This is a genomic window from Cryobacterium sp. TMS1-20-1 (assembly GCF_004402355.1).
GTDB classification, from domain to species: domain Bacteria; phylum Actinomycetota; class Actinomycetes; order Actinomycetales; family Microbacteriaceae; genus Cryobacterium; species Cryobacterium levicorallinum.
On record NZ_SOGF01000057.1, the window covers coordinates 1 to 19,306 of the forward strand.

General features: G+C 65.4%; 21 protein-coding genes and 1 riboswitch. Of the genes, 7 read left to right on the top strand and 14 right to left on the bottom strand.

The window, feature by feature from the left end:
- Positions 1-111: 111 nt before the first annotated feature.
- The 7 genes from E3O45_RS14435 to chvE all read right to left on the bottom strand — a co-directional run bounded on the left by E3O45_RS14435 (position 112) and on the right by chvE (position 7,210).
- Positions 112-372: a Txe/YoeB family addiction module toxin gene (locus tag E3O45_RS14435; protein WP_134444030.1), complete on the bottom strand. Its 261-nt coding sequence runs from the start codon at positions 370-372 to the stop codon at positions 112-114.
- A complete protein-coding gene (locus tag E3O45_RS14440) occupies positions 369-620 on the bottom strand; it encodes a type II toxin-antitoxin system Phd/YefM family antitoxin (protein ID WP_134444031.1) in 252 nt (83 codons plus the stop codon). Before E3O45_RS14440 ends, E3O45_RS14435 begins: the two co-directional genes overlap by 4 nt.
- Before the next feature lie 65 nt (positions 621-685).
- Entirely contained in the window at positions 686-1,948 is a 1,263-nt protein-coding gene (locus E3O45_RS14445; protein WP_134444033.1) for an FAD-binding protein, read from the bottom strand.
- A 26-nt stretch (positions 1,949-1,974) separates the two neighbouring features.
- Positions 1,975-3,204: an ROK family transcriptional regulator gene (locus E3O45_RS14450; RefSeq protein WP_241985376.1), complete on the bottom strand. Its 1,230-nt coding sequence runs from the start codon at positions 3,202-3,204 to the stop codon at positions 1,975-1,977.
- 59 nt (positions 3,205-3,263) lie between these two features.
- Positions 3,264-4,454 (bottom strand): multiple monosaccharide ABC transporter permease, encoded by a 1,191-nt coding sequence (gene mmsB / locus E3O45_RS14455; RefSeq protein ID WP_134444034.1) that lies wholly within the window; start codon positions 4,452-4,454, stop codon positions 3,264-3,266.
- A 5-nt stretch (positions 4,455-4,459) separates the two neighbouring features.
- Complete coding sequence (gene mmsA / locus E3O45_RS14460; RefSeq protein WP_134444035.1) at positions 4,460-6,010, bottom strand: multiple monosaccharide ABC transporter ATP-binding protein; 1,551 nt, start codon at positions 6,008-6,010, stop codon at positions 4,460-4,462.
- Positions 6,011-6,088: 78 nt separating this feature from the next.
- Entirely contained in the window at positions 6,089-7,210 is a 1,122-nt protein-coding gene (chvE, locus tag E3O45_RS14465) for a multiple monosaccharide ABC transporter substrate-binding protein (protein ID WP_134444240.1), read from the bottom strand.
- Positions 7,211-7,717: 507 nt separating this feature from the next.
- Between chvE and xylA the strand changes: the two genes are divergently transcribed.
- The 4 genes from xylA (at position 7,718) to E3O45_RS14485 (ending at position 12,290) form a co-directional block, all read left to right on the top strand.
- Positions 7,718-8,914, top strand: coding sequence for a xylose isomerase (gene xylA / locus E3O45_RS14470; RefSeq protein WP_134444037.1), 1,197 nt, complete (start codon positions 7,718-7,720; stop codon positions 8,912-8,914).
- Positions 8,915-9,129: 215 nt separating this feature from the next.
- Positions 9,130-10,599 carry a xylulokinase gene (locus E3O45_RS14475; RefSeq protein ID WP_134444038.1) on the top strand — a complete coding sequence of 490 codons (1,470 nt, stop codon included), beginning with the start codon at positions 9,130-9,132 and terminating at the stop codon, positions 10,597-10,599.
- Between the two features lie 289 nt (positions 10,600-10,888).
- Positions 10,889-11,776: a thioredoxin domain-containing protein gene (locus tag E3O45_RS14480; protein ID WP_241985377.1), complete on the top strand. Its 888-nt coding sequence runs from the start codon at positions 10,889-10,891 to the stop codon at positions 11,774-11,776.
- 1 nt (position 11,777) lies between these two features.
- Positions 11,778-12,290, top strand: a complete 513-nt coding sequence (locus E3O45_RS14485; RefSeq protein WP_134444042.1) for a CHY zinc finger protein — start codon at positions 11,778-11,780, stop codon at positions 12,288-12,290.
- Positions 12,291-12,575: 285 nt separating this feature from the next.
- On the opposite strand, the gene crcB is transcribed toward E3O45_RS14485, so the two are convergent.
- From crcB to E3O45_RS14505, 4 genes are all read right to left on the bottom strand, one after another.
- Positions 12,576-12,956, bottom strand: coding sequence for a fluoride efflux transporter CrcB (gene crcB / locus E3O45_RS14490; protein ID WP_134444044.1), 381 nt, complete (start codon positions 12,954-12,956; stop codon positions 12,576-12,578).
- Complete coding sequence (locus E3O45_RS14495; RefSeq protein ID WP_241980675.1) at positions 12,953-13,417, bottom strand: CrcB family protein; 465 nt, start codon at positions 13,415-13,417, stop codon at positions 12,953-12,955. Before E3O45_RS14495 ends, crcB begins: the two co-directional genes overlap by 4 nt.
- Positions 13,415-13,484, bottom strand: a riboswitch (Fluoride riboswitch). (Overlaps the previous gene by 3 nt.)
- 88 nt (positions 13,485-13,572) lie before the next feature.
- A complete protein-coding gene (locus E3O45_RS14500) occupies positions 13,573-14,073 on the bottom strand; it encodes a universal stress protein (protein ID WP_134444046.1) in 501 nt (166 codons plus the stop codon).
- Between the two features lie 181 nt (positions 14,074-14,254).
- Positions 14,255-14,614, bottom strand: coding sequence for a helix-turn-helix transcriptional regulator (locus tag E3O45_RS14505; protein ID WP_092448311.1), 360 nt, complete (start codon positions 14,612-14,614; stop codon positions 14,255-14,257).
- Between the two features lie 146 nt (positions 14,615-14,760).
- On the opposite strand from E3O45_RS14505, the gene arsB reads away from it, so the two are divergent.
- The 3 genes from arsB to E3O45_RS14520 are packed head-to-tail and all read left to right on the top strand — an operon-like array spanning position 14,761 to position 16,890.
- On the top strand, positions 14,761-15,828 hold the full coding sequence (gene arsB / locus E3O45_RS14510; RefSeq protein WP_198414315.1) for an ACR3 family arsenite efflux transporter: 1,068 nt from the start codon (positions 14,761-14,763) through the stop codon (positions 15,826-15,828).
- A 16-nt stretch (positions 15,829-15,844) separates the two neighbouring features.
- Entirely contained in the window at positions 15,845-16,249 is a 405-nt protein-coding gene (locus tag E3O45_RS14515) for an arsenate reductase ArsC (RefSeq protein ID WP_104131561.1), read from the top strand.
- A 2-nt stretch (positions 16,250-16,251) separates the two neighbouring features.
- Positions 16,252-16,890 carry an arsenate reductase ArsC gene (locus tag E3O45_RS14520; protein WP_134444049.1) on the top strand — a complete coding sequence of 213 codons (639 nt, stop codon included), beginning with the start codon at positions 16,252-16,254 and terminating at the stop codon, positions 16,888-16,890.
- A 98-nt stretch (positions 16,891-16,988) separates the two neighbouring features.
- Here the strand turns inward: E3O45_RS14520 and E3O45_RS14525 are convergent, their stop codons facing one another.
- From E3O45_RS14525 to E3O45_RS14535, 3 genes are read right to left on the bottom strand one after another with little or no spacing between them, the layout of a single operon-like run.
- Positions 16,989-17,255, bottom strand: a complete 267-nt coding sequence (locus E3O45_RS14525; protein WP_105033762.1) for a metal-sensitive transcriptional regulator — start codon at positions 17,253-17,255, stop codon at positions 16,989-16,991.
- A gap of 1 nt (position 17,256) precedes the next feature.
- On the bottom strand, positions 17,257-17,559 hold the full coding sequence (locus tag E3O45_RS14530; RefSeq protein WP_134444051.1) for a rhodanese-like domain-containing protein: 303 nt from the start codon (positions 17,557-17,559) through the stop codon (positions 17,257-17,259).
- Positions 17,556-19,208, bottom strand: a complete 1,653-nt coding sequence (locus tag E3O45_RS14535) for an FAD-dependent oxidoreductase (RefSeq protein ID WP_134444052.1) — start codon at positions 19,206-19,208, stop codon at positions 17,556-17,558. The genes E3O45_RS14530 and E3O45_RS14535 overlap by 4 nt, the downstream gene beginning before the upstream one ends.
- Positions 19,209-19,306: the final 98 nt, after the last annotated feature.

The window sequence follows — 19,306 nt, forward strand, 5'->3', positions numbered from 1 at the left end:
CAATTCCCCCATTGGCTACCGCGCCAGCAACACCCAACCCACGCCGAGACATGGACCCGTATTCCGCGGCATCAAGCCGAAATAGGCGTTACTGACTCACGCTCCTAGAGATCAATCGTCGTAGTGGAACCGTGCCTGCAGGATCACCAAGTCATTGCCCACGATTCGATAAACGAGGCGGTGCTCTTGGTTGATCCGTCGGGACCAGACGTCGCTGGCGCGATGCTTAAGTCGTTCCGGCTGACCGCGACCGTCTGCAGGAGTACGCATCGCATCATCGATAAGGGTGTTGATTCGTTTGAGAACCCGACGGTCGTTAACCTGCCACCATTGGTAGTCGTCCCACCCGGCCAGGTCAAAGACTAGCCTCACGACCGGTCGAGGTCGTGGGGCGCGTAGTTGCCCTGCTCAGAACGTTCGATCGCGTCGGCGAGGCGTCGTGCATTCGCCGGGGTGGAAAACAGGTACAAACTCGTCTGCCAGGCTTCGTAGTCCTCTTCCGAGATGAGAACTCCGTTTCCAGCCTTGGACGTGATCGTGACGGCCGTGTGATCGTCGTTGACTTGGCCCAACAGAGGAAACAACGATTTGCGGGCATCGCTGGCGGTAATCGTGGTCATCGTTTTTCCTCCGGCTCGGGCGTCTGACTGGTACGAGAAATAGTACCATAGCGAGAGGGTAACGACTAGACCCGTGCCGTTACACAGAACACCGTGTGCTCCAGAAACGCGTTCCGAAACTTGCCGGCCGGATCGAGCCGATCGGCCAGGGCCCGAAAATGCCCGAGCCAGGGATAGGCGGTCGCGAGGGTTGCGACATCCGCTTGAAAGAGCTTGCCCCAGTGCGGCCGCACCACGAAGGGGGCGAGCGCGGCTTCGAGGGCGGGCAGCAACGCCTCGACGGCGGCCTGATCGGGCTTCCAGGTGAAGTGCAGGGCAACGCCCGCACGCTCGAAGCTCGGGCTGAGCCAGAGGTCGTCGGCGGCGATGCTGCGAATCTCGCTCACCAGCAGTAGTGGCGCGATGCGCGAAGACAGCGCCCGCATGGCCTCGATCGCGGCGACGGCGTACTCCCGCGGCACGTGGTATTCGCTCTGCAACTCGTCGCCGTCGCTCGGCGTGAACGCCAGGCGAAAGTGCGCGAGCCGCTCCGACCACGGCCCGGCTACGCCGAGTTGTTCGGTGCAGTTGATCGCAGAAATTCCGGGCAGCGGATGCCTGCCCTCGGTCGCCGCCGTCCCCCCGAAGAACTCCGGGCCGCCGGCGAAGTCAGTTCCGCGGCTCTTCACCCAGGCCTGCTGTACCGTCTCTCCCTGCCAGTCGGTGAACAGACTCACGCTGTAGGCGCTCCCCATGACGGCGTCGAAATCGTGCAGCACGTCACTCCAGGGCAGGTTTTCGTAGACGAACTGCCGCACGTCAAAGCTCGGCTGAATATCGAGCGTGACTCGGGTGACGATGCCGAGGGCGCCGAGCCCCACCACCATGCCGGCGAAGTCGGGCGTCGACCGGTCGACCCGCAGCAGCTCGCCCGAGGCCGTGACGATCTCGAGGGCCGACACCGCGGTGGCGAGGCTGCCGTTCTGGTCGCCGGAGCCGTGGGTTCCGGTCGCGATCGCACCGGCGACGCTGATGTGCGGCAGCGAGGCGAGGTTGTGCAGGGCATACCCCTGGCGTTGCAGCTCCACGGCGAGGGTGCCATAGGTCGTGCCGCCCGAGACCTCGACGCTCAGCGCGACCGGGTCGATGCGAATCGAGTCGTCGAACCCGTCAAGCGCGACGAGCGTTCCGGCCGAATCGGCGATGGCATTAAAGGAGTGACGCGAACCCAGGGCGCGTACCCTGGTGGCTGCGGCGACGATCTGTTGCATCTGCTCAACGCTGGTTGGGTGCACGATCGGTGCCACATAGCGGTAGTTGCCGGCCCAATTGCGTTCACTCTGGTTCATTCGGACCGCCTCACGATATTTGGTGTTTATAACAACATACCAAAACGGGGGCGGTCCCGCACGCAACCGGCCGGGTCATCAAGCAGTCCGGCAAAGGCGAGCTCGGCCGCCCCGACCATCATGAGCCGCGAGCGTAGCTGGGCCCGTTCGAGCAGCACCGCGTGCCCGAGGCTTCCAATCGAGCTCACGCTCACCGCTTCGGCCAGACGCTCCCGGCCGACCGACAGCAGCGATCCCAGAAAACCGCCGAGCACGACCATCTCCGGGTCGAACATGTTCACAAAGTTCGAAATGGCCACCGACAGAAAGTCAATCTGTCTGGCTACCTCGCGCAGCACTGCCGGGTCGCGCGAGACCCCGAGGGCGATGTCGAGTTCGTCCTGGTCGACCCGCTGCAGTCTGAGCACCTTAAGCAGTCGCGGCATGCTTACCTCGGTTTCGAGGCAGCCGATCCGCCCGCAATGGCAGCGCACGCCCGCCGAGTTGACCAGCGTGTGGCCGAGTTCGCCGGCATACCCGCTCGTGCCCCGCAGCGGGCTGCCGCCAATGATGAGACCACCGCCGATGCCGTTCGACGCGCCGTTGAGGTAGACCAGGTCGGTCGTGCCGCGAGCCGCCCCGAACAGACTCTCGGCGATGGCGCCGAGGCCCGCGTCGTTACCGGCGAACACGGGGTAGTGCAGGGCCTTGGCGAGGGCCGTGGTGATGGCACTATCGCGCCAGCCGAGGTGCGGAGCGATCAGCACGCGCCCGTCGACCGTATCGACCAGGCCGGGTACGGCCACGCCGACCCCGGAGATCTCGTAGTTATTCTCGATCTCGCCGCGCATCCCGTCGACGATGGCCTTGACCGCGTTCACTGTTTCGAACACGGTCGGAACCCGGGCCGTATCAAAGCGGATGCGACGAATCACCTCACCGCCGAGCCCCACGAGCCCGACGGTGATCGCGTCAACGTCGGGACTCACCGCGATGGCGGCAATCTTCAGGCTCGGGAACACCTGCAGGCTGGGCCGGCCGACCCGGCCGGGTACGTCTTCGGGCTCGCCCTCGAACGCCAGGCCGAGCTCAACCAGCTCGGCCACGAGGGCCGAGATGGTCGAGCGGTTCAGGCCGGTGCGACGCGTCAACTCGGCGCGCGAGCATCCGCTTGAATGATGAATCATGGTGAGAATCATCGACAGGTTGAACCGGCGCAACTGGTCATTGCTCGAACCGCCGCGCGAGGTCAGTGTGGGCAGCGCCAATTTGGTCACGATTTTCCACCTCTCGGGTTCAGTTATACCCGACAGAATACCGCAGGCTTCGAGCGGAGCTAGCGGCCGCCGGCCCGACGCTTGTTGAAGATATCGAAGGCCACGGCGAGGAGCAGCACGAGACCTTTAATGGTCATTTGCCAGGCGGCATCCACCGACAGAATCGACAGCCCCATGTTGAGCACACCCATCACGAGGGCGCCGATGACTGCGCCGATCACCGTGCCGACACCACCGGTCACCGCTGCGCCACCAATGAAGACGGCGGCGATGGCGTCGAGCTCGTAGTTCTGCCCGGCCGAAGCCACGGCGCCGCCGGCGCGGGAAGTCGAGACTATGCCCGCCAGCCCCGCGAGCACGCCCATGTTGACGAAGATAAAGAAGTCGACCCACTTGGTCTTGACGCCACTCATCTTGGCGGCGAATAGGTTGCCGCCCATGGCATAGACGTGACGGCCGAACACGGTCTGGTTCAGCAGAAAGGTGTAGCCGAGAATGAGCACGGCGAGCATGATCAGAATGATCGGGGTGCCACTATAACCCGAGAGCAGCCAGGCGAACCAGATAATGGCCACGGCGGCGATGCCGTTCTTGATCCACAAGCTCACGATCGGTTCGCGCGGCAGGTCGAGTTTGCGAAGCGTGGCGCGGGTGCGCAGCTGCTGCACGATCAGGGCGAGCGCGGTCAGCACGCCCAGTGCCATGGTGAGCAGATCCCGGCCGCCGACCTCCCCGAGCCAGGCGGGAAGCCAGCCGGCGCCGATGGCGGTGAATTCGGAGGGGAGCCCACTAATGGTGCCACCGGTGAGCAGCACCAGGGTGAGCCCGCGAAAAATCAGCATGCCGGCGAGCGTGACGATGAACGCGGGGATACCGACGAACGCCACCCAAAAGCCCTGCCAGGCACCGACCAGCGCACCGACGAGCAGCGCGATGATCACGGCTGCCCACCACGGCAGCCCCCAACTTCCCATGCTGATCGCGGTTACGGCGCCGACCATCGCAACGACTGAACCGACCGACAGGTCGATGTGGCCGGCGATGATTACGATGACCATGCCGATGGCGAGAATCAGCACGTAGGCGTTCTGCTGAATCAGGTTGTTCACGTTGCCGGGAAGTAGCAGTCGTCCGTGCGTAAGAATCTGGAACAGCACGATAATAATCGCCAGGGCGGCGAGAATTCCGTACTGTCTGAGGTTGACCGCGAACTTAGGCTTGGATCGCTTCACGGGGGTTGTCGTGCTCATCGGGGTCAGTCCTTTCCCGCGGTCATGTAGTGCATGAGTGTTTCTTGGGAGGCATTCGCTGCGGCAACTTCACCGGTGAGCTTGCCCTCTGAAATGACGTAGATGCGGTCGGAAAGGCCGATGAGTTCTGGCAGCTCGGAGGAGATCACGACGACGGCTTTGCCCTGCGCTGCCAGCTCGTTGATGATTCCGTAGATCTCGTATTTGGCGCCGACGTCGATGCCGCGGGTCGGTTCGTCGAGAATGAGGATGTCGGGGCCGGCGAAGATCCACTTCGACAGCACGACCTTCTGCTGGTTACCGCCGGAGAGCTTGCCGGTGATCGACGAGACGCTCGGCGCCTTGATGTTCATTTTCTCGCGGTAGGAGTTGGCGACCTTGTACTCGCGGTGCCGATCAATGACGCCCCACCTGGCGAGCTTGGCGAGTGCGGCAGCCGAGACATTCACGGTGATGTCGCCGATAAGGTTGAGACCATACAGCTTGCGGTCTTCGGTGGCATAGGCGAAGCCGTGCTTGATCGCCTCGTCTACCGTGCGCAGCTGAATTTCGTCGCCGTTTTTGAAGATCCTGCCGGAAATCTTGGTGCCGTAAGAGCGGCCGAAGATACTCATGGCGAGTTCGGTGCGTCCGGCTCCCATCAGCCCGGCGAAACCGACGATCTCGCCGGCCTTGACGGTAAACGAGGCAGCGTCGACGACCTTGCGGCTGGTGTCCACCGGATGGTAAACGGTCCAGTCTTCGACGCGCAGAACCTCGGTGCCGATCTTGGGTTCGCGCGGCGGAAACAGGTTGTTGAGTTCGCGACCCACCATAGAGCGGATGATCCTGGCCTCGGTTGCGTCCGGGCCATCCATTTTGATGGTCTCAATGGTCTTACCATCACGAATGACGGTGACCGTGTCGGCGATGCGCTTAATCTCTTTCAGCTTGTGGCTGATGATGATGCAGGTAATGCCCTGGCCACGCAGGTGTTCAATCAGGCCGAGCAGGTGCGCAGAGTCCTCGTCGTTGAGGGCTGCGGTCGGCTCGTCGAGAATGAGCAGCTTGACCTGCTTGGAGAGCGCCTTGGCGATCTCGACCAGCTGCTGCTTGCCGACGCCGAGTTCGAGCACCTTGGTGGCCGGGTTTTCGGCGAGGCCGACCCGAGCGAGCAGCAGGGCGGCTTCGCGGTTGGTCTTATTCCAGTCGATGACGCCACGTCTGGAGTTCTCATTGCCGAGAAAGATGTTTTCGGCGATCGATAGGTAGGGGCTCAGCGCGAGTTCCTGGTGGATGATGACGATGCCGTCGGCCTCGCTGTCATTGATCGTCTTGTAGGCGACCGGTTTGCCCTCGAACTCGATGGTGCCCTCGAAGCTGCCGGAGGGATACACACCGCTGAGCACCTTCATCAGTGTTGATTTACCGGCGCCGTTCTCGCCGCAGACGGCGTGTACTTCACCGCGAACGACGTCGATGGACACACCGTCGAGTGCCTTAACGCCGCTGAAATCCTTCACGATGTTGTGCATCCTGAGGATGGTCGTGTGCTCCAAGGGCAGCCTCCTGATCATAATTGTGTGTTGCGTTGAAGCCCAGTGATGGGCAGAAAGGTCGGCCCCGCTCACGCGGGGCCGACCGACGGAGACTCGTTAGAGTCCGACGTCCGCTGCCTTGGTGAAGCCGGAGTCGATGAGCTTGGTCTGCACATCATCTTTCACGACGACCTCGGGGTCGAGCAGGAACGACGGAACGACCTTTTCGCCGTTGTCGTAGGTCTTCGTGTCGTTGACGGTGACATCTTCGCCAGCCGCGATCTGCTGGATCATGTCGAAGACCTGCTTGCCGAGCGTGCGGGTGTCCTTCCACACGGTCATGGACTGCTCGCCGTCAAGAACGGCGAGCACGTTGGCCTTGTCGGCGTCCTGGCCGGTGATGATCGGGTAGCTCTCGCCCGGCGTGTAGCCGGCGCTCTTCAGAGAAGCGATGATGCCGATGGCGAGGCTGTCGTTGGGCGAGAGCACAACGTCAACTTTTTCAGAGCCGGAATAGAACGACGACAGGCGGTTGTCCATTTCGGACTGCGCTGAGGCCGAGATCCAGCCTTGGATTCCAATGGAAGCCCAGTCGTCGTTGGAGGACGGCGACTTACCGCTCGGAACGACCAGCTGGCCGCTCTCGACGTAGGGCAGCAGAACGTCCCAGGCGCCGGAGAAGAAGAACTTGGCGTTGTTGTCGTCCGGGCTGCCGGCGAAGGGCTCGAGGTTGAACGGGCCGGCGCCGTCGGCGAGGCCGAGCTGCTCTTCGATGTACTGGCCCTGCAGGGTGCCGACCTTGTAGTTGTCGAACGTCGCGTAGTAATCGACGTTCTCGGTGCCGTTGATCAGACGGTCATAGGCGATGACCTTGGCGTCCTGGCCGGCGGCCTCGGCGAGCACAGGGGCGAGTACTTTTCCATCCACTGCTGCGACGACGAGAATCTTGGCGCCGCCGGCGACCTGGTTCTGAATCTGGCTGATCTGCAGGTCGGTCTTGTTGTCGGCGTACTGCAGGTCAGCGGTGCAACCAGCGTCTTCGAGCAGCGACTTGAGCTGCTCGCCGTCATTGATCCAGCGCTCGAGGCTGCGGGTCGGCATTGAAATTCCGACGTTGCAGTCGGCGCTGGCTGCTGCGCCATCGCCTCCGGCGGTCGTGCTCGTGTCGGCACACGCCGCGAGGGACAGGGCTACGGCTCCGGTCGCCGCTAGGGCGAGGATCCTCTTGGTTAGGGTCATCATTGGTGCTTTCCTCTCTGAATGCTGCCAGGCGCAGGGGCGGCGAACCGACGACTGCTCAAACGGTGGACATTCCGCGAGACCGCCACGAAGGGCATTACGGTATGTCACCGCGGTAAGGGTGATGTGAAGCGTGGATTCACGCCGTCAAGCATGCGGAATCCTGTGCATGGGTGAAAATGTGGTGCTGAAATCGACCGGGCGAATCTGCCTGATCGGGCGAGTTGAAAATCGTCGCGGACGACTTTGTTCACGGAGAGAACATATCTAATTTCTTCGTCGTTTGCCAACTGTTTTTTTATTTTTGGGCCGAATTGCGAGCAATCGAGAGGGATTTGTTACCAAGTCACGCAGTCTTTCCCCCAAACGGGGGTACTTAAACTGCTGAATAGTTCTGGCCGGAGTCAAATGGCCAACTTCCTCAAGTGACCGCACAATTGCATTCATTCCTGATATATGTTTGAGTAATCAACAAATCACCAATGCAGCTGAAATGGAAGTAGTGACATGACCGTGAGCCTGACCCCCACCCGCGACGACAAGTTCTCCTTCGGCCTGTGGACCGTCGGCTACAACGGCAGCGACCCGTTCGGCGGCCCCACCCGGCCCAAGCTCGACGTGGTCGACGCCGTCACCAACCTGGCCGAGCTCGGCGCCTACGGCCTCACCTTCCACGATGATGACCTGTTCGACTTCGGTTCAACGGATGCCGCCCGCCAGCAGCAGATCGACCGCCTCAAGCAGGCCCTCGCCGACACCGGCCTGATCGTTCCGATGGTCACCACCAACCTGTTCAGCGCTCCGGTCTTCAAAGACGGCGGGTTCACCTCGAACGACCGGGCCGTGCGCCGGTTCGCGCTCCGCAAGGTTTTGCGCAATATCGACCTCGCCGCCGAGCTCGGTGCCCAGACGTTCGTCATGTGGGGCGGCCGCGAGGGCGCCGAGTATGACGCGGCCAAGGACATCCGTTCGGCGCTCGAGCGTTACCGTGAGGCCGTCAACCTGCTCGGCGACTACGTCACCGACAAGGGCTACGACATCCGCTTTGCCATTGAGCCCAAGCCCAACGAACCCCGCGGCGATATTCTGCTGCCGACCGTCGGCCACGCGATGGCCTTCATCGAAACGCTTGAGCGGCCCGAAATGGTCGGAGTGAACCCCGAAGTCGGGCACGAGCAGATGGCCGGCCTCAACTTCGCCGCCGGCATCGCCCAGGCGCTGTACCAGGGCAAGCTGTTCCACATCGACCTGAACGGTCAACGCGGCATCAAGTACGACCAGGACCTGGTCTTCGGCCACGGCGATCTGCAGAACGCGTTCGCCCTCGTCGACCTGCTCGAAAACGGTGGCCCGAACGGCGGCCAGACCTACACCGGGCCGCGTCACTTCGACTACAAGCCTTCACGCACGGAAGACGTCACCGGGGTGTGGACCAGCGCCGCGGCCAACATGCGCACCTATCTGCTGCTCAAGCAGCGGGCCGCCGCCTTCCGCGCCGACCCCGAGGTGCAGGCGGCCCTCGCCGCGTCGAAGGTGCCTGACCTGTCGAACAACACCCTCGCCGTCGGCGAAAGCTACGACGATCTGCTGGCCGACCGCGGCTCCTACGAGGACTTCGACACCGACGCGTACTTCGGCGGCAAGGGCTTCGGCTTCGTGCACCTGCAGCAACTCGCCCTCGAACACCTGCTCGGCGCCCGCTAGCCCCTGCATCACTCCGCATTACTCACACTTGGCCCCGCGAGCGGATGCTCCGGGGCCAAGGGTCGCTATTTGCGATGCGCGCGGCACCCACGCCTCGTGGCCGCACCCGATATCGGTGCGCGCTACGCCCGTTACCGTAGCGGCTACCCACATCGGGCGCGCTCATCCGATATTTTTGTGTGAATTGTGCCGCCCCACCTACGAACGGACATGTCATGACACTGGTTGCCGGAGTCGATTCGTCGACACAGAGTTGCAAGGTCGTCATTCGTGACGCCGACACCGGAGCGCTGGTGCGGTCCGGTCGGGCCAGCCACCCCGAAGGCACCGAGGTCGACCCCGCCGTATGGTGGGACGCCCTGCAGGAGGCCGTCGCTGACGCCGGCGGCCTCGACGACGTCGCCGCCATCTCGATCGGGGCGCAGCAGCACGGCATGGTCGTGCTCGACGTCGACGGCGAAGTCATTCGCCCGGCGCTGCTCTGGAATGACACCCGCAGCGCCCCGGCCGCCCTCGACCTGCTGCGCGAAGTAGGCGCCGCCGAGTACGCCGCCCGCACCGGAGTCGTTCCGGTCGCGTCCTTCACCGCGACCAAACTCCGCTGGCTGCAGGACGCCGAACCGGCCAACGCGGCCCGGGTCGCCGCCGTAGCCCTGCCGCACGACTGGCTCACCTGGCGTCTGCGCGGCTTCGGCCCGGCTGCGACCTCCGTCGTCGCCGATGGCCCGGCCGCCGAAAACCCCCTCGGCCCCGTGCTAACCGAGCTCACCACCGACCGTTCCGACGCGAGCGGCACCGCGTACTGGTCGCCGAGCACCGGCGAGTACGACCTTGACCTGTTCGAACTCGCCCTCGGCCACGCCGCCGTGCTCCCCCGCGTGCTGGATGCCGCCGACCAGGCCGGCGTCACCGCGCGACTCGTCGACAGCAGCAACCACGCCTGGCTCCCCGCCGGCATCGTGGTTGCCGCGGGTGCCGGCGACAATGCGGGTGCCGCCCTCGGCCTCGGCGCGAGCGCCGGCGATGTCATCGTCTCGATCGGCACGAGCGGCACCGTGTTCGCCGTCACCGATCAGCCCACAACGGATGCCTCCGGCTCCGTCGCCGGGTTCGCCTCGGCTTCCGCAGACTTCCTGCCCCTGGTCGCGACCCTCAATGCCGCCCGCGTTCTCGACTCCATCGCAGCGCTGCTCGGCGTCGACTACGACGAGTTGGGGCGCCTCGCCCTAGAAGCCGAGCCGGGGGCACAAGGCCTCGTGCTGCAGCCGTACTTCGCCGGGGAACGCACGCCGAACCTGCCGGAGGCGACGGCATCCGTTTTCGGAATGACTCTCGTGTCGACGACCCGGCCGAACCTGGCACGCGCCGCGATCGAGGGCATGTTGTGCGGACTGGCCGACGGCCTCGACGCCGTGCAGGCGCTGGGCGTGAGCGTCGGGCGCATTCTGCTGATCGGCGGGGCGGCGCAGAACCCGGCCGTGCGCGCCATCGCCGCCCAGGTGTTCGCCGCTCCGGTCGTGGTACCGGCGCCGGGCGAGTATGTCGCCGACGGCGGGGCAGTGCAGGCGGCCTGGGCTCTGACCGGCACCTGTCCGACCTGGGCTGCGGCCATTGCGGCCGAGCCGGTGCCCGACTTTTGCCCGGTCATCCGCGCCCAGTACGCGGCGCACGCGGTCGGCGTCTGACTCCGGAAGTCCGGCCTGGTCGAGCCAGGCCAGGCTGCACGTTGATTCCAAACGCGGCGCCTAACTCTGACGCGAACATCGAACTGCTCCGGCTGGAAACGCATCAGCTTGGGGCACACGACTGAGCCTGAGCATCCGCTTGCACCGGCCTGCGGGTCTGACGGCGACTCGACCGGTCGGGATGCAATCGGCTCTCACAGTCGCCTCACAGGCTCCCGGAACCAGACCGTTTGGCAGGGCCGCTAACGTCGTAGGCAACAGCAGCGACAAACGAATGGTGAACTTCCGCATGAGCACTTCCGGCCAGGCCCGCCCGCCCAAGAAGGACCGACGCGAAGACGCCCGCGAAACCGCCCGCCTCATGCGCGCCGAGCAGGTCAATCGGGACAAACGCCGTCGACTCTTTCTGCGCGGAGGCATCGGTATCGGCCTGCTCGCCGTGGTCGCCATCGTCGCCGTGGTCATCGTGAACAACGTCACCGCCCCGGCAGCGGCGAGCCCGGCCAACATGGCCAGCGACGGCATCCTGCTCGGTAGCGACGGCACGACGGTTTCCGCCGCCGCGACAGCAGCTCTCGAAGCGGATGCCGACCCGATCGCCACCGACCAGAGCGCGCTTGTCGACACGGCCAACATCGTGATGTACGTCGATTACCTGTGCCCGATCTGCGGCGATTTCGAGGCCACCAACGGCGAGCAGATCACCGAGTGGGTCACCGCCGGAAATGCCACGGTCGAGGTTCACCCGATCTCGATTCTCGACCGGTTGTCGTCGGGCACCGAGTACGCCACCCGCGCCGCAAACGCGGCTGCCTGCGTGGCCAACTATGCCCCCGACAACTTTCTCGACTTCAACGCGGCTATGTTCGCCGATCAGCCCGCCGAAAACACGACCGGCCTGACCGATGCCGAGCTGACCAGCCTAGTTGAGGGGTCCGGGGTGACCTCCAGCGAGGTCGCCCGCTGCATCGCCGATCAGACCTACTCCGACTGGGTCGACGCCTCGACGCAACGTGCGCTCGAGGGACCGATTCCCAACTCCGACATTGATGCAATCGAGGGAACCCCGACGGTGCTGGTGAATGGCGTGAAGTATTCGGGCTCCAACAGCGATGCCGCCACTTTCGAAGCCTTCGTCACTGAGCAGGCGTCCGCTGATGCCGAGTCGGGCGAATAGCATGTACGGCCCGATTCATCGACCGGGCCCGGGCCCGGAAAGCGGGCCCACGATCGATCATGGGCCCGGCTCCGCAACCTGGGCCCGACGTTCTCAGCCCAGCGCCAGCCCCGCCAACAGGGCGAGCGCAGTTCGACCGCCGGATGCCGGCGCAGCATCCGCGAAAACGGATGCCGCGCCGCCCGTGTTCGGGGCGGTTCTCGATTCGGCGACCCGCTGCATCCACTTTCACTCTGAACTGGACATCGTGGCGATCAGGTTCGCCTGCTGCCGGCGCTATTACCCGTGCTACCAGTGCCACGACGAGGCGGTGCGGGGCGAACCCGTTCCGCATGCGGCCGGGCGGTGGCCACAGTCCGAGTGGTCGGAGCTCGCGATTCTGTGCGGGGCCTGCCACCGCGAGCTCAGCATCACCGAGTATCGCCAGGTCGAGCGCTGCCCGCACTGCGCGGCCGAATTCAACCCCGGCTGCCGCCTGCACGCCCACCTCTACTTCGAGGAGTCCGACGGCTGATCCGGCCACGGGCCGATACCTTCCGCCCCCTGAACGCTGGTCATCTCTGGTGAGGTGCCAACTTTGGCCCCATGAACTCCGGCCAAGGGGCCAAAGATGGCACCTCAAGAAATCCAAGGGGCCAAAGATGGCACCTCGCGGCGGCGCACGTACCCCATTCTGCGGGCTCCCATTTCAGGCCCAATCTTTTCCGGGCCCGGGCCCGGAAAGCGGGCCCATGATCGATCATGGGCCCCCGTTCGCAACATGGGCCCGGCCTCGCGGGAACCCGAGCCAGAGGCAGAGTCAGCCGAGCGCCAGCCCCGCCCACAGACCGAGTGCTGCGCCGCCCACGGATGCCGCGAGCATGCCGATCCCGTTGGCCAGCGCCGCGAGATACCGCCGTTGCTGGGCCAGTCGCACGGTCTCGAAACTCGCCGTACTGAACGTCGTGTAGCCGCCGAGCAGACCGACGCCGATCACGAGGCTCCACTCCGGCGCGAGCAGGTGGTTCAGGGCGAGGCCGGTGACGAGGCCAAGCAGCAGCGAGCCGCTCACGTTGATGATGGTCGTGCCGAACGGAAACACCCCGCCGAGGCGGGAGCGCACGAGGCCGTCGAGGTAGAACCGGGCGGCCGCGCCCACACCGCCGGCGCAGGCGATCCCCAGGAACAGGAGCGGGGTCATCCGTTCGCCCCCGGATGCCGGTGCAGAGCGGCGCCGAGCACGATGCCGAGCCCGGTGGCCACGCCGCCAAGCAGCACGGTACCGAGAGCATAGGTGAGCGCGAGGCCGATCTCACCGCCGATGAGTAGCAGTGCACTCGCGGTCGCCAGCGCACTGTAGGTCGTGAAGCCGCCGAGCAGACCGGTGCCGAGCAGGAGTCGCAGGCTGCGGCGGCCACCGGCATCATGTCCGCTGCGCACGAGGGCCTCGAGCAGGAGGCCAAGCAACAGGGCACCGAGTAGGTTGATTCCGAGCGTGGTCAGCGGTAGGCGACCGTCAGGAAGCACGAGCGAGAGAGCTTCGCGCAGGGCGGTGCCCGCCGTTCCGCCGAGAAACACCAGGCCGAGGTAGCGCCAGCGCAGATGCGCGGCGCGCGGCGTGATTTCGTCGATGGTGTCCTGCCCGGTGTGGTTCCGTCGCAATGAGTAGGAACCATCAGCGCGGGCAGTTTGAGCGGATGCTCCGGCGGGATCCATCGCCGAGGCCAGAATACACGCCTGCGCCCGGGTAGGCCTCCGGCACGTGGCGACTGCGGCAGGTAATCGCTGCGGCGCGAGATAACCGCGCGGCTGGACGGCTACCGCTCCGACTCCCACGGCAGCTCGTCGCGGAACGCTACCGGGGCGAGCGGAACGACGACGACCGGCCGGTGCTGCCGGTGGGCGAGGTGTACGGCCACGGAGCCGCCGAAGAACTCCTGCACGCTGGCCCGCACGCCGGATTCGCGGGTACCGACCACGATCATCGCGGCGTCGAGCGTGTCAGCGAGGTGGGCGAGGGCACGGGCCGGATCGCCCGCCACCGCCCGGGTAGACCAGACCAGGTTGCTGCCATCGAGCAGGGTCGCCAGGTGAGCGCGGAGGGCCACGCTGAATCCGTCGTCATCGGTGTCGTCAAGGTCGGGGTCGACCGGCAGGGAGATAACGCCGCCATCGGCGAACTCATCCACGAAATATCGGCCGGCATCGACCGTGGCGCAGACCAGCTCGGCCTGAAACCGGGCCGCAAAGGCAGCGGCCTCCAGCACAACGGCGTCGGGCTGGCCCGGAATCACGCCGACGATCACATAGGTGCTCACGGGTGGCTCCTCTCCCCTGGCGTCAGCTTGACAGCAATTGCGCCGAGCGCATAGGGCCAGAACAAACCGAACAATTCGAAAAACGACACACGACACAAACGGATGCCCCGGCGCCGGCCATCAGCACGAACGGCGGCCTGACAGGACGGCTCAGGTCCCGGACGCGATCAGGCGGCCGACCTCAGACGGCGGCGAGCACGCCCGCGACGGAGTCGAGCGAGCCGGGTACCAGGCTGTAATACGACCAGGTTCCTCGCTTGGCCCGGCTGAGAAAACCTGCGTCGACGAGCACCTTCAGGTGGTGCGAGATGGTTGGCTGGCTCAGCGTGAGCTGGTCGGTGAGGTCGCAGACACAGGCCTCGGCGTCGGCGTGGGCTGCCACGATCGAGATGATGCGCAGTCGGGCGGGGTCGGCGAGGGCCTTGAGCGAGCGGGCCAGGGAGTCTGCATGGTCCGGGGCGATGGCTGCGCGCGCCAGCGGGGAGGAGCAGGCATCCGCTTGAGAAATGTCGGTCAGGGGCAGGGTCCGGGTAAACGTCATCTGAACAGATCCTCCTTAGATTGACATTGGTCAATGTATTGATCTAGCGTGGACATCGACAACGATCAATGTTACCGCGAATCGCTGTCGTCAAGACTTGGAGATTCGTGAGCATTACGGCACCTGCCCCCACCCGACTCGGCGCGATGGACCGGCTGTTGCCAGTCTGGATCCTCGCCGCCATGGGCCTCGGCCTGCTGCTCGCCGTGTTCGTTCCGGCCGTCGGCGATCTGCTGCACGCGTTCACGATCGGCTCGATCAGCGTGCCGATCGCCATCGGGTTACTGATCATGATGTATCCGGTGCTCGCCAAGGTGCGTTACACGGATGCCCGTTCCGTCGCCTCCGACAAGCGCCTGCTGATCTCTTCTCTGCTGCTGAACTGGCTGGTCGGTCCAGCGCTCATGTTCGCCCTGGCCTGGATCTTTCTGCCCGACCTGCCCGAATACCGCACCGGGCTGATCATCGTCGGCCTCGCCCGCTGCATCGCCATGGTGCTGATCTGGAACGACCTCGCCTGCGGCGACCGCGAAGCCGCAGCATTTCTCGTGGCCGTGAACTCGGTGTTCCAGGTCGTCGCGTTCGGTGCCCTTGGCTGGTTTTACCTGCAGGTACTGCCGGCCTGGCTCGGTCTGCCCACCACGAGCGCCGAGTTCTCGATCTGGGCGATCACCGCGAGCGTGCTGGTGTTCCTCGGAATTCCCCTGCTGGCCGGGTATTTGTCTCGCCGCATCGGTGAGGCCCGCCGCGGCCGCGACTGGTACGAGGCGCGCTTTCTGCCCCGGGTCGGCCCGTTCGCGCTCTGGGGACTGCTGTTCACGATCGTCATGCTGTTCGCCCTGCAGGGCCAGCAGGTCATCGACCACCCCGGCGACGTGGCCCGCATCGCACTGCCGATGCTGGTCTACTTCGCGATGATGTTCCTCGCCGGTTTCCTCACCGGGCGCCTGCTGCGCCTGAGCTACGAACGCACCACGACGCTGGCCTTCACCGCCGCCGGCAACAACTTCGAGCTTGCGATCGCCGTCGCGATCGGAACCTTCGGCGCCCTCAGCGGCCAGGCCCTCGCCGGCATCGTCGGCCCGCTGATCGAAGTGCCGGCGCTCGTCGCGCTCGTTTACGTCGCGCTCTGGCTGAAACCGCGACTCTTTCCCGAACGGATGCCGGCGGCCGACTCTGCGCCGGCCGCAGCATCCACTCGTACCCTCGTCTAACTGAAGGAACTTAGAAATGAAACCCTCCGTACTGTTTGTCTGCGTACACAACGCCGGACGCTCGCAGATGGCCGCTGGCTTTCTGACCGCACTGTCGCAGGGCCGCGTCGAGGTGCTCTCGGCCGGCTCGGAGCCGAAGGATCAGATCAACCCGGTCGCGATCGCCGCGATGGCCGAAGAGGGCATCGACATCGCCGGCAACGTGCCGAAGATCCTCACGACCGAGGCCGTCAAGCAGTCCGACGTCGTCATCACAATGGGCTGCGGCGACGCCTGCCCGATCTTTCCGGGCAAGCGTTACGAGGACTGGAAGCTGGACGATCCGGCCGGCCAGGGCATCGAAAGCGTGCGCCCCATTCGCGATGAGATCAAGGCGCGCATCGAGGCGCTGCTCGCCGAGATTCTGCCGGTCGAGGCTTAGGAATGCTTCCCGGCCTGACCTACCCGGAAGAGTCGCTCAAGCGCCTCGCCGGTGAGCTCGCCGAGCAGTTTCAGGGCATCTTCGCCGCCGAGACCGTCGAACGTTACGTGCTCGAGTCTTATACCGGGCTGCTGCGCACGTCGAGCGTGAAGGCTCATTTGACGACCCGCACGGCACGCTTTGCTCGCGAGCGCCTGAACGCGCTGGGCCAGGCCAAGGGTGCGATCGAGCGACCGGTGCCCGAGGTTCTGTTCGTCTGCGAGCAGAATGCCGGCCGCTCGCAGATGGCTGCGGTGTTCACCAATTTTCTGTCGGGCGGTGCCGTGCACGTGCGTTCGGCCGGATCGATGCCCCTGCCCGAGCTGAACCCGACCATGGTCGCGGTCATGGCCGAACTGGGCCTGTCGCTCGACGAGTCATTTCCGAAGCCGCTCACGGACGACGTGGTGCAGGCGGCGGACGTCGTGATCACCATGGGCTGCGGCGATGCCTGCCCGATCTACCCGGGCAAACGCTACGTCGATTGGGAGCTCGTCGATCCGGCCGGCCAGCCGATCGAGGAGGTGCGGCGCATCCGCGACCAGATCCGGGCGAACGTCACGGAGATGCTGGCCGGTCTCGGAGTGACCCCCGCCGCCTGAGTCCCCTTCTGGCCCGGGCCGAGAAACGGGGCCCCGGACAGATCTTGGGCCCCGTTTTTTTCAGGTGGGCCCGGCGAGCAGAACCCCGCCCGCACGCCCTACGCGAGCGTCAGGAACAACTTCTCAAGCTCGGGGACCGTCAGCGAGTTCTCGTTGTCGGGGTTCGCGATGCAGTCGCGCATCGCGGTCGACACGATGACGAAGCCGGCCTTGTCGAGGGCACTCGACACGGCAGCCAGTTGGGTCACGACGTCGCGGCAATTGCCGCCGCCCTCGACCGCGGCGATGACGGCGGTCAGCTGCCCCTGCGCCCGGCGCAACCGGTTCAGGATCTTCTTCTGCTCGGCGGCGCGAACGTCGTCCATCTCAGGCCCCCTGCTCGGTCGCCAGACCGGCCTGCTGCCAGGCGGTGGTGCCGCCGGCAATGTTCACGGCGTCGTGGCCGTGCGCGGCCAGATACTCCGCCACCTGCGCGCTGCGTCCGCCGAGGGCGCAGATGACGTGCACCGGAACATCCGCTGGAATCTCGCTGATTCGCCCGACGACCTCGCCCATCGGAATGTGGATCACGCCGGGAACGTGGGCGGCTTCGTACTCCCACGGTTCGCGCACGTCGATGACAACGGGTGCGGTGAGCGCGGACAGCTCGGTGACGGTGATTTCTTTCATGCGAGGGCTCTTTCCAAAATGGGTGAAGTGACGGTTCCGGCCAGCCAGGTGCGGTAGCCGCCGTCGAGGTTGCGCACGTCGAATCCGTGCTGGGTGAGAATGCGCGCGGCGGTGTGGCCGCGCTGACCGACCTGGCAGTGCACGATCAGCGGCACCGGCGGAAGGTCAGCGAGTCGGGCTCGCAACTCGTCGAGTGACACGTTGAGCGCGCCCGGAATGCTGCCGGCGGCAAATTCGCCCGCCGACCGCACGTCCACGAGCACAGCGCCGGCCGCCCGCGCCGCCTCCAGCTCGTGCCACTGCAGGTTCACGCTCGTTCCCTGCGCGAGGTTGTCGGCGACATATCCAAGCTGGTTGATCGGGTCTTTTGCCGAGGCATACTGCGGCGCGTAGGCGAGTTCCAGACGCGTCAAAGCGGATGCCGTCATCCCGGCCGCCATCGCGACCGCGAGCACGTCGATGCGCTTGTCCACCCCCGCACCGCCCACGATCTGCGCGCCGAGAATTGCATCGGTCGCGGCATCGATGAGCAGCTTGATCGACATCCCCTCCGCGCCCGGGAAGTAGCCGGCGTGGTTGGCGGGGTGCGTGTGTGCGATGCGGTGGGCGCGCCCAGCGGCGATCAGGCGCTTCTCGTTCCAGCCGACGGTGGCCACGGTGAGGCCGAAGATGGCGACGATTCCGGCGCCGACGGCCGGCTCAGCCTGCTCGGGAGTGCCGGCGATGCTGTCGGCGACGGAGCGGCCGTGGCGGTTCGCGAGGCCGGCCATGGTGACGAGCGTGCCGGAGCCGTCGACGGCATCCGTTTTCTCGACGCCGTCGCCGACCGCGAAGATGAGTGGATCGCTGGTGGCCTGGGTGCCGTCGACCCAGACGCCGCCGCTCTCGCCGATGCGCAGACCAGCCTGCTCGGCGAGGGTCACGTCGGGGCGCACGCCGCTCGCGTCGATCACGAGGTCGGCGGGTACGGCGGTGCCGTCACTGAGCGTGACGCTCTGCCCCGACGTTCCAGTCACGACGGTGCCCAGTCGCACGTCGACGCCGCGTTCGCGCAGCCGGTCAAGCACGGGCGCGGCCATTTCGGGGTCGAGGGGGGTGAAGATCTGGCTGCCGCGCTGCACGAGGGTCACCTGCACCCCGCGGTGCACGAGGTTTTCGATGGCTTCGAGGCCGATGAATCCGCCGCCGATGACCACAGCGGATGCCGTTTCGACGCCCGCGAGCACCGCGGTGATGTGGTCGACGTCATCGACCGTGCGCAGCGTGTGGGTGGGAATGGTGCTGTCGGTCGCGCCGGAACGCGCCGAGGCGCCGGCGGCGAGCACGAGGCGGTCGTAGCTCTCGATGCTTTCTTCGCCGGTGAGCAGATTACGCACCGAAACGGTCTGTTCGACGCGGTCGATCTGCACGACCTCGGTGTCGATGCGCACGTCGAGCGCGAAACGACTTCCGAGAGATTCGGGGGTCTGCAGCAGCAGATCACTGCGCTTACGGATGATTCCCCCGACGAAATACGGCAGGCCACAGTTCGCGAACGAGACGTAGTGTCCGCGCTCGAACACGATGATCTCGGCGCTCTCGTCGAGCCGGCGCAACCTGGTAGCCGCCGACATTCCGCCGGCGACGCCGCCCACGATGATGATTTTCACGTTTGTCTCCATTCAAATTAAACCCTAGAGGGTATCCAGGGCACAAGCCTGCGGGCGCGGCGGCGGCATCCGCTCGCCCGGGCCCACCTTGCGGAAGC

Excerpts from the sequence above, each read along its gene's own strand:
- mmsB (WP_134444034.1), bottom strand. The coding sequence starts at position 4,454 with ATGAGCACGACAACCCCCGTGAAGCGATCCAAGCCTAAGTTCGCGGTC.
- crcB (WP_134444044.1), bottom strand. The coding sequence starts at position 12,956 with ATGACCCCGCTCCTGTTCCTGGGGATCGCCTGCGCCGGCGGTGTGGGC.
- E3O45_RS14475 (WP_134444038.1), top strand. The coding sequence starts at position 9,130 with ATGACACTGGTTGCCGGAGTCGATTCGTCGACACAGAGTTGCAAGGTC.
- E3O45_RS14530 (WP_134444051.1), bottom strand. The coding sequence starts at position 17,559 with ATGAAAGAAATCACCGTCACCGAGCTGTCCGCGCTCACCGCACCCGTT.
- E3O45_RS14485 (WP_134444042.1), top strand. The coding sequence starts at position 11,778 with ATGTACGGCCCGATTCATCGACCGGGCCCGGGCCCGGAAAGCGGGCCC.
- mmsA (WP_134444035.1), bottom strand. The coding sequence starts at position 6,010 with ATGATCAGGAGGCTGCCCTTGGAGCACACGACCATCCTCAGGATGCAC.
- chvE (WP_134444240.1), bottom strand. The coding sequence starts at position 7,210 with ATGACCCTAACCAAGAGGATCCTCGCCCTAGCGGCGACCGGAGCCGTA.
- E3O45_RS14480 (WP_241985377.1), top strand. The coding sequence starts at position 10,889 with ATGAGCACTTCCGGCCAGGCCCGCCCGCCCAAGAAGGACCGACGCGAA.
- E3O45_RS14505 (WP_092448311.1), bottom strand. The coding sequence starts at position 14,614 with ATGACGTTTACCCGGACCCTGCCCCTGACCGACATTTCTCAAGCGGAT.
- E3O45_RS14525 (WP_105033762.1), bottom strand. The coding sequence starts at position 17,255 with ATGGACGACGTTCGCGCCGCCGAGCAGAAGAAGATCCTGAACCGGTTG.
- E3O45_RS14520 (WP_134444049.1), top strand. The coding sequence starts at position 16,252 with ATGCTTCCCGGCCTGACCTACCCGGAAGAGTCGCTCAAGCGCCTCGCC.
- E3O45_RS14445 (WP_134444033.1), bottom strand. The coding sequence starts at position 1,948 with ATGAACCAGAGTGAACGCAATTGGGCCGGCAACTACCGCTATGTGGCA.
- E3O45_RS14515 (WP_104131561.1), top strand. The coding sequence starts at position 15,845 with ATGAAACCCTCCGTACTGTTTGTCTGCGTACACAACGCCGGACGCTCG.
- E3O45_RS14440 (WP_134444031.1), bottom strand. The coding sequence starts at position 620 with ATGACCACGATTACCGCCAGCGATGCCCGCAAATCGTTGTTTCCTCTG.
- xylA (WP_134444037.1), top strand. The coding sequence starts at position 7,718 with ATGACCGTGAGCCTGACCCCCACCCGCGACGACAAGTTCTCCTTCGGC.
- arsB (WP_198414315.1), top strand. The coding sequence starts at position 14,761 with ATGGACCGGCTGTTGCCAGTCTGGATCCTCGCCGCCATGGGCCTCGGC.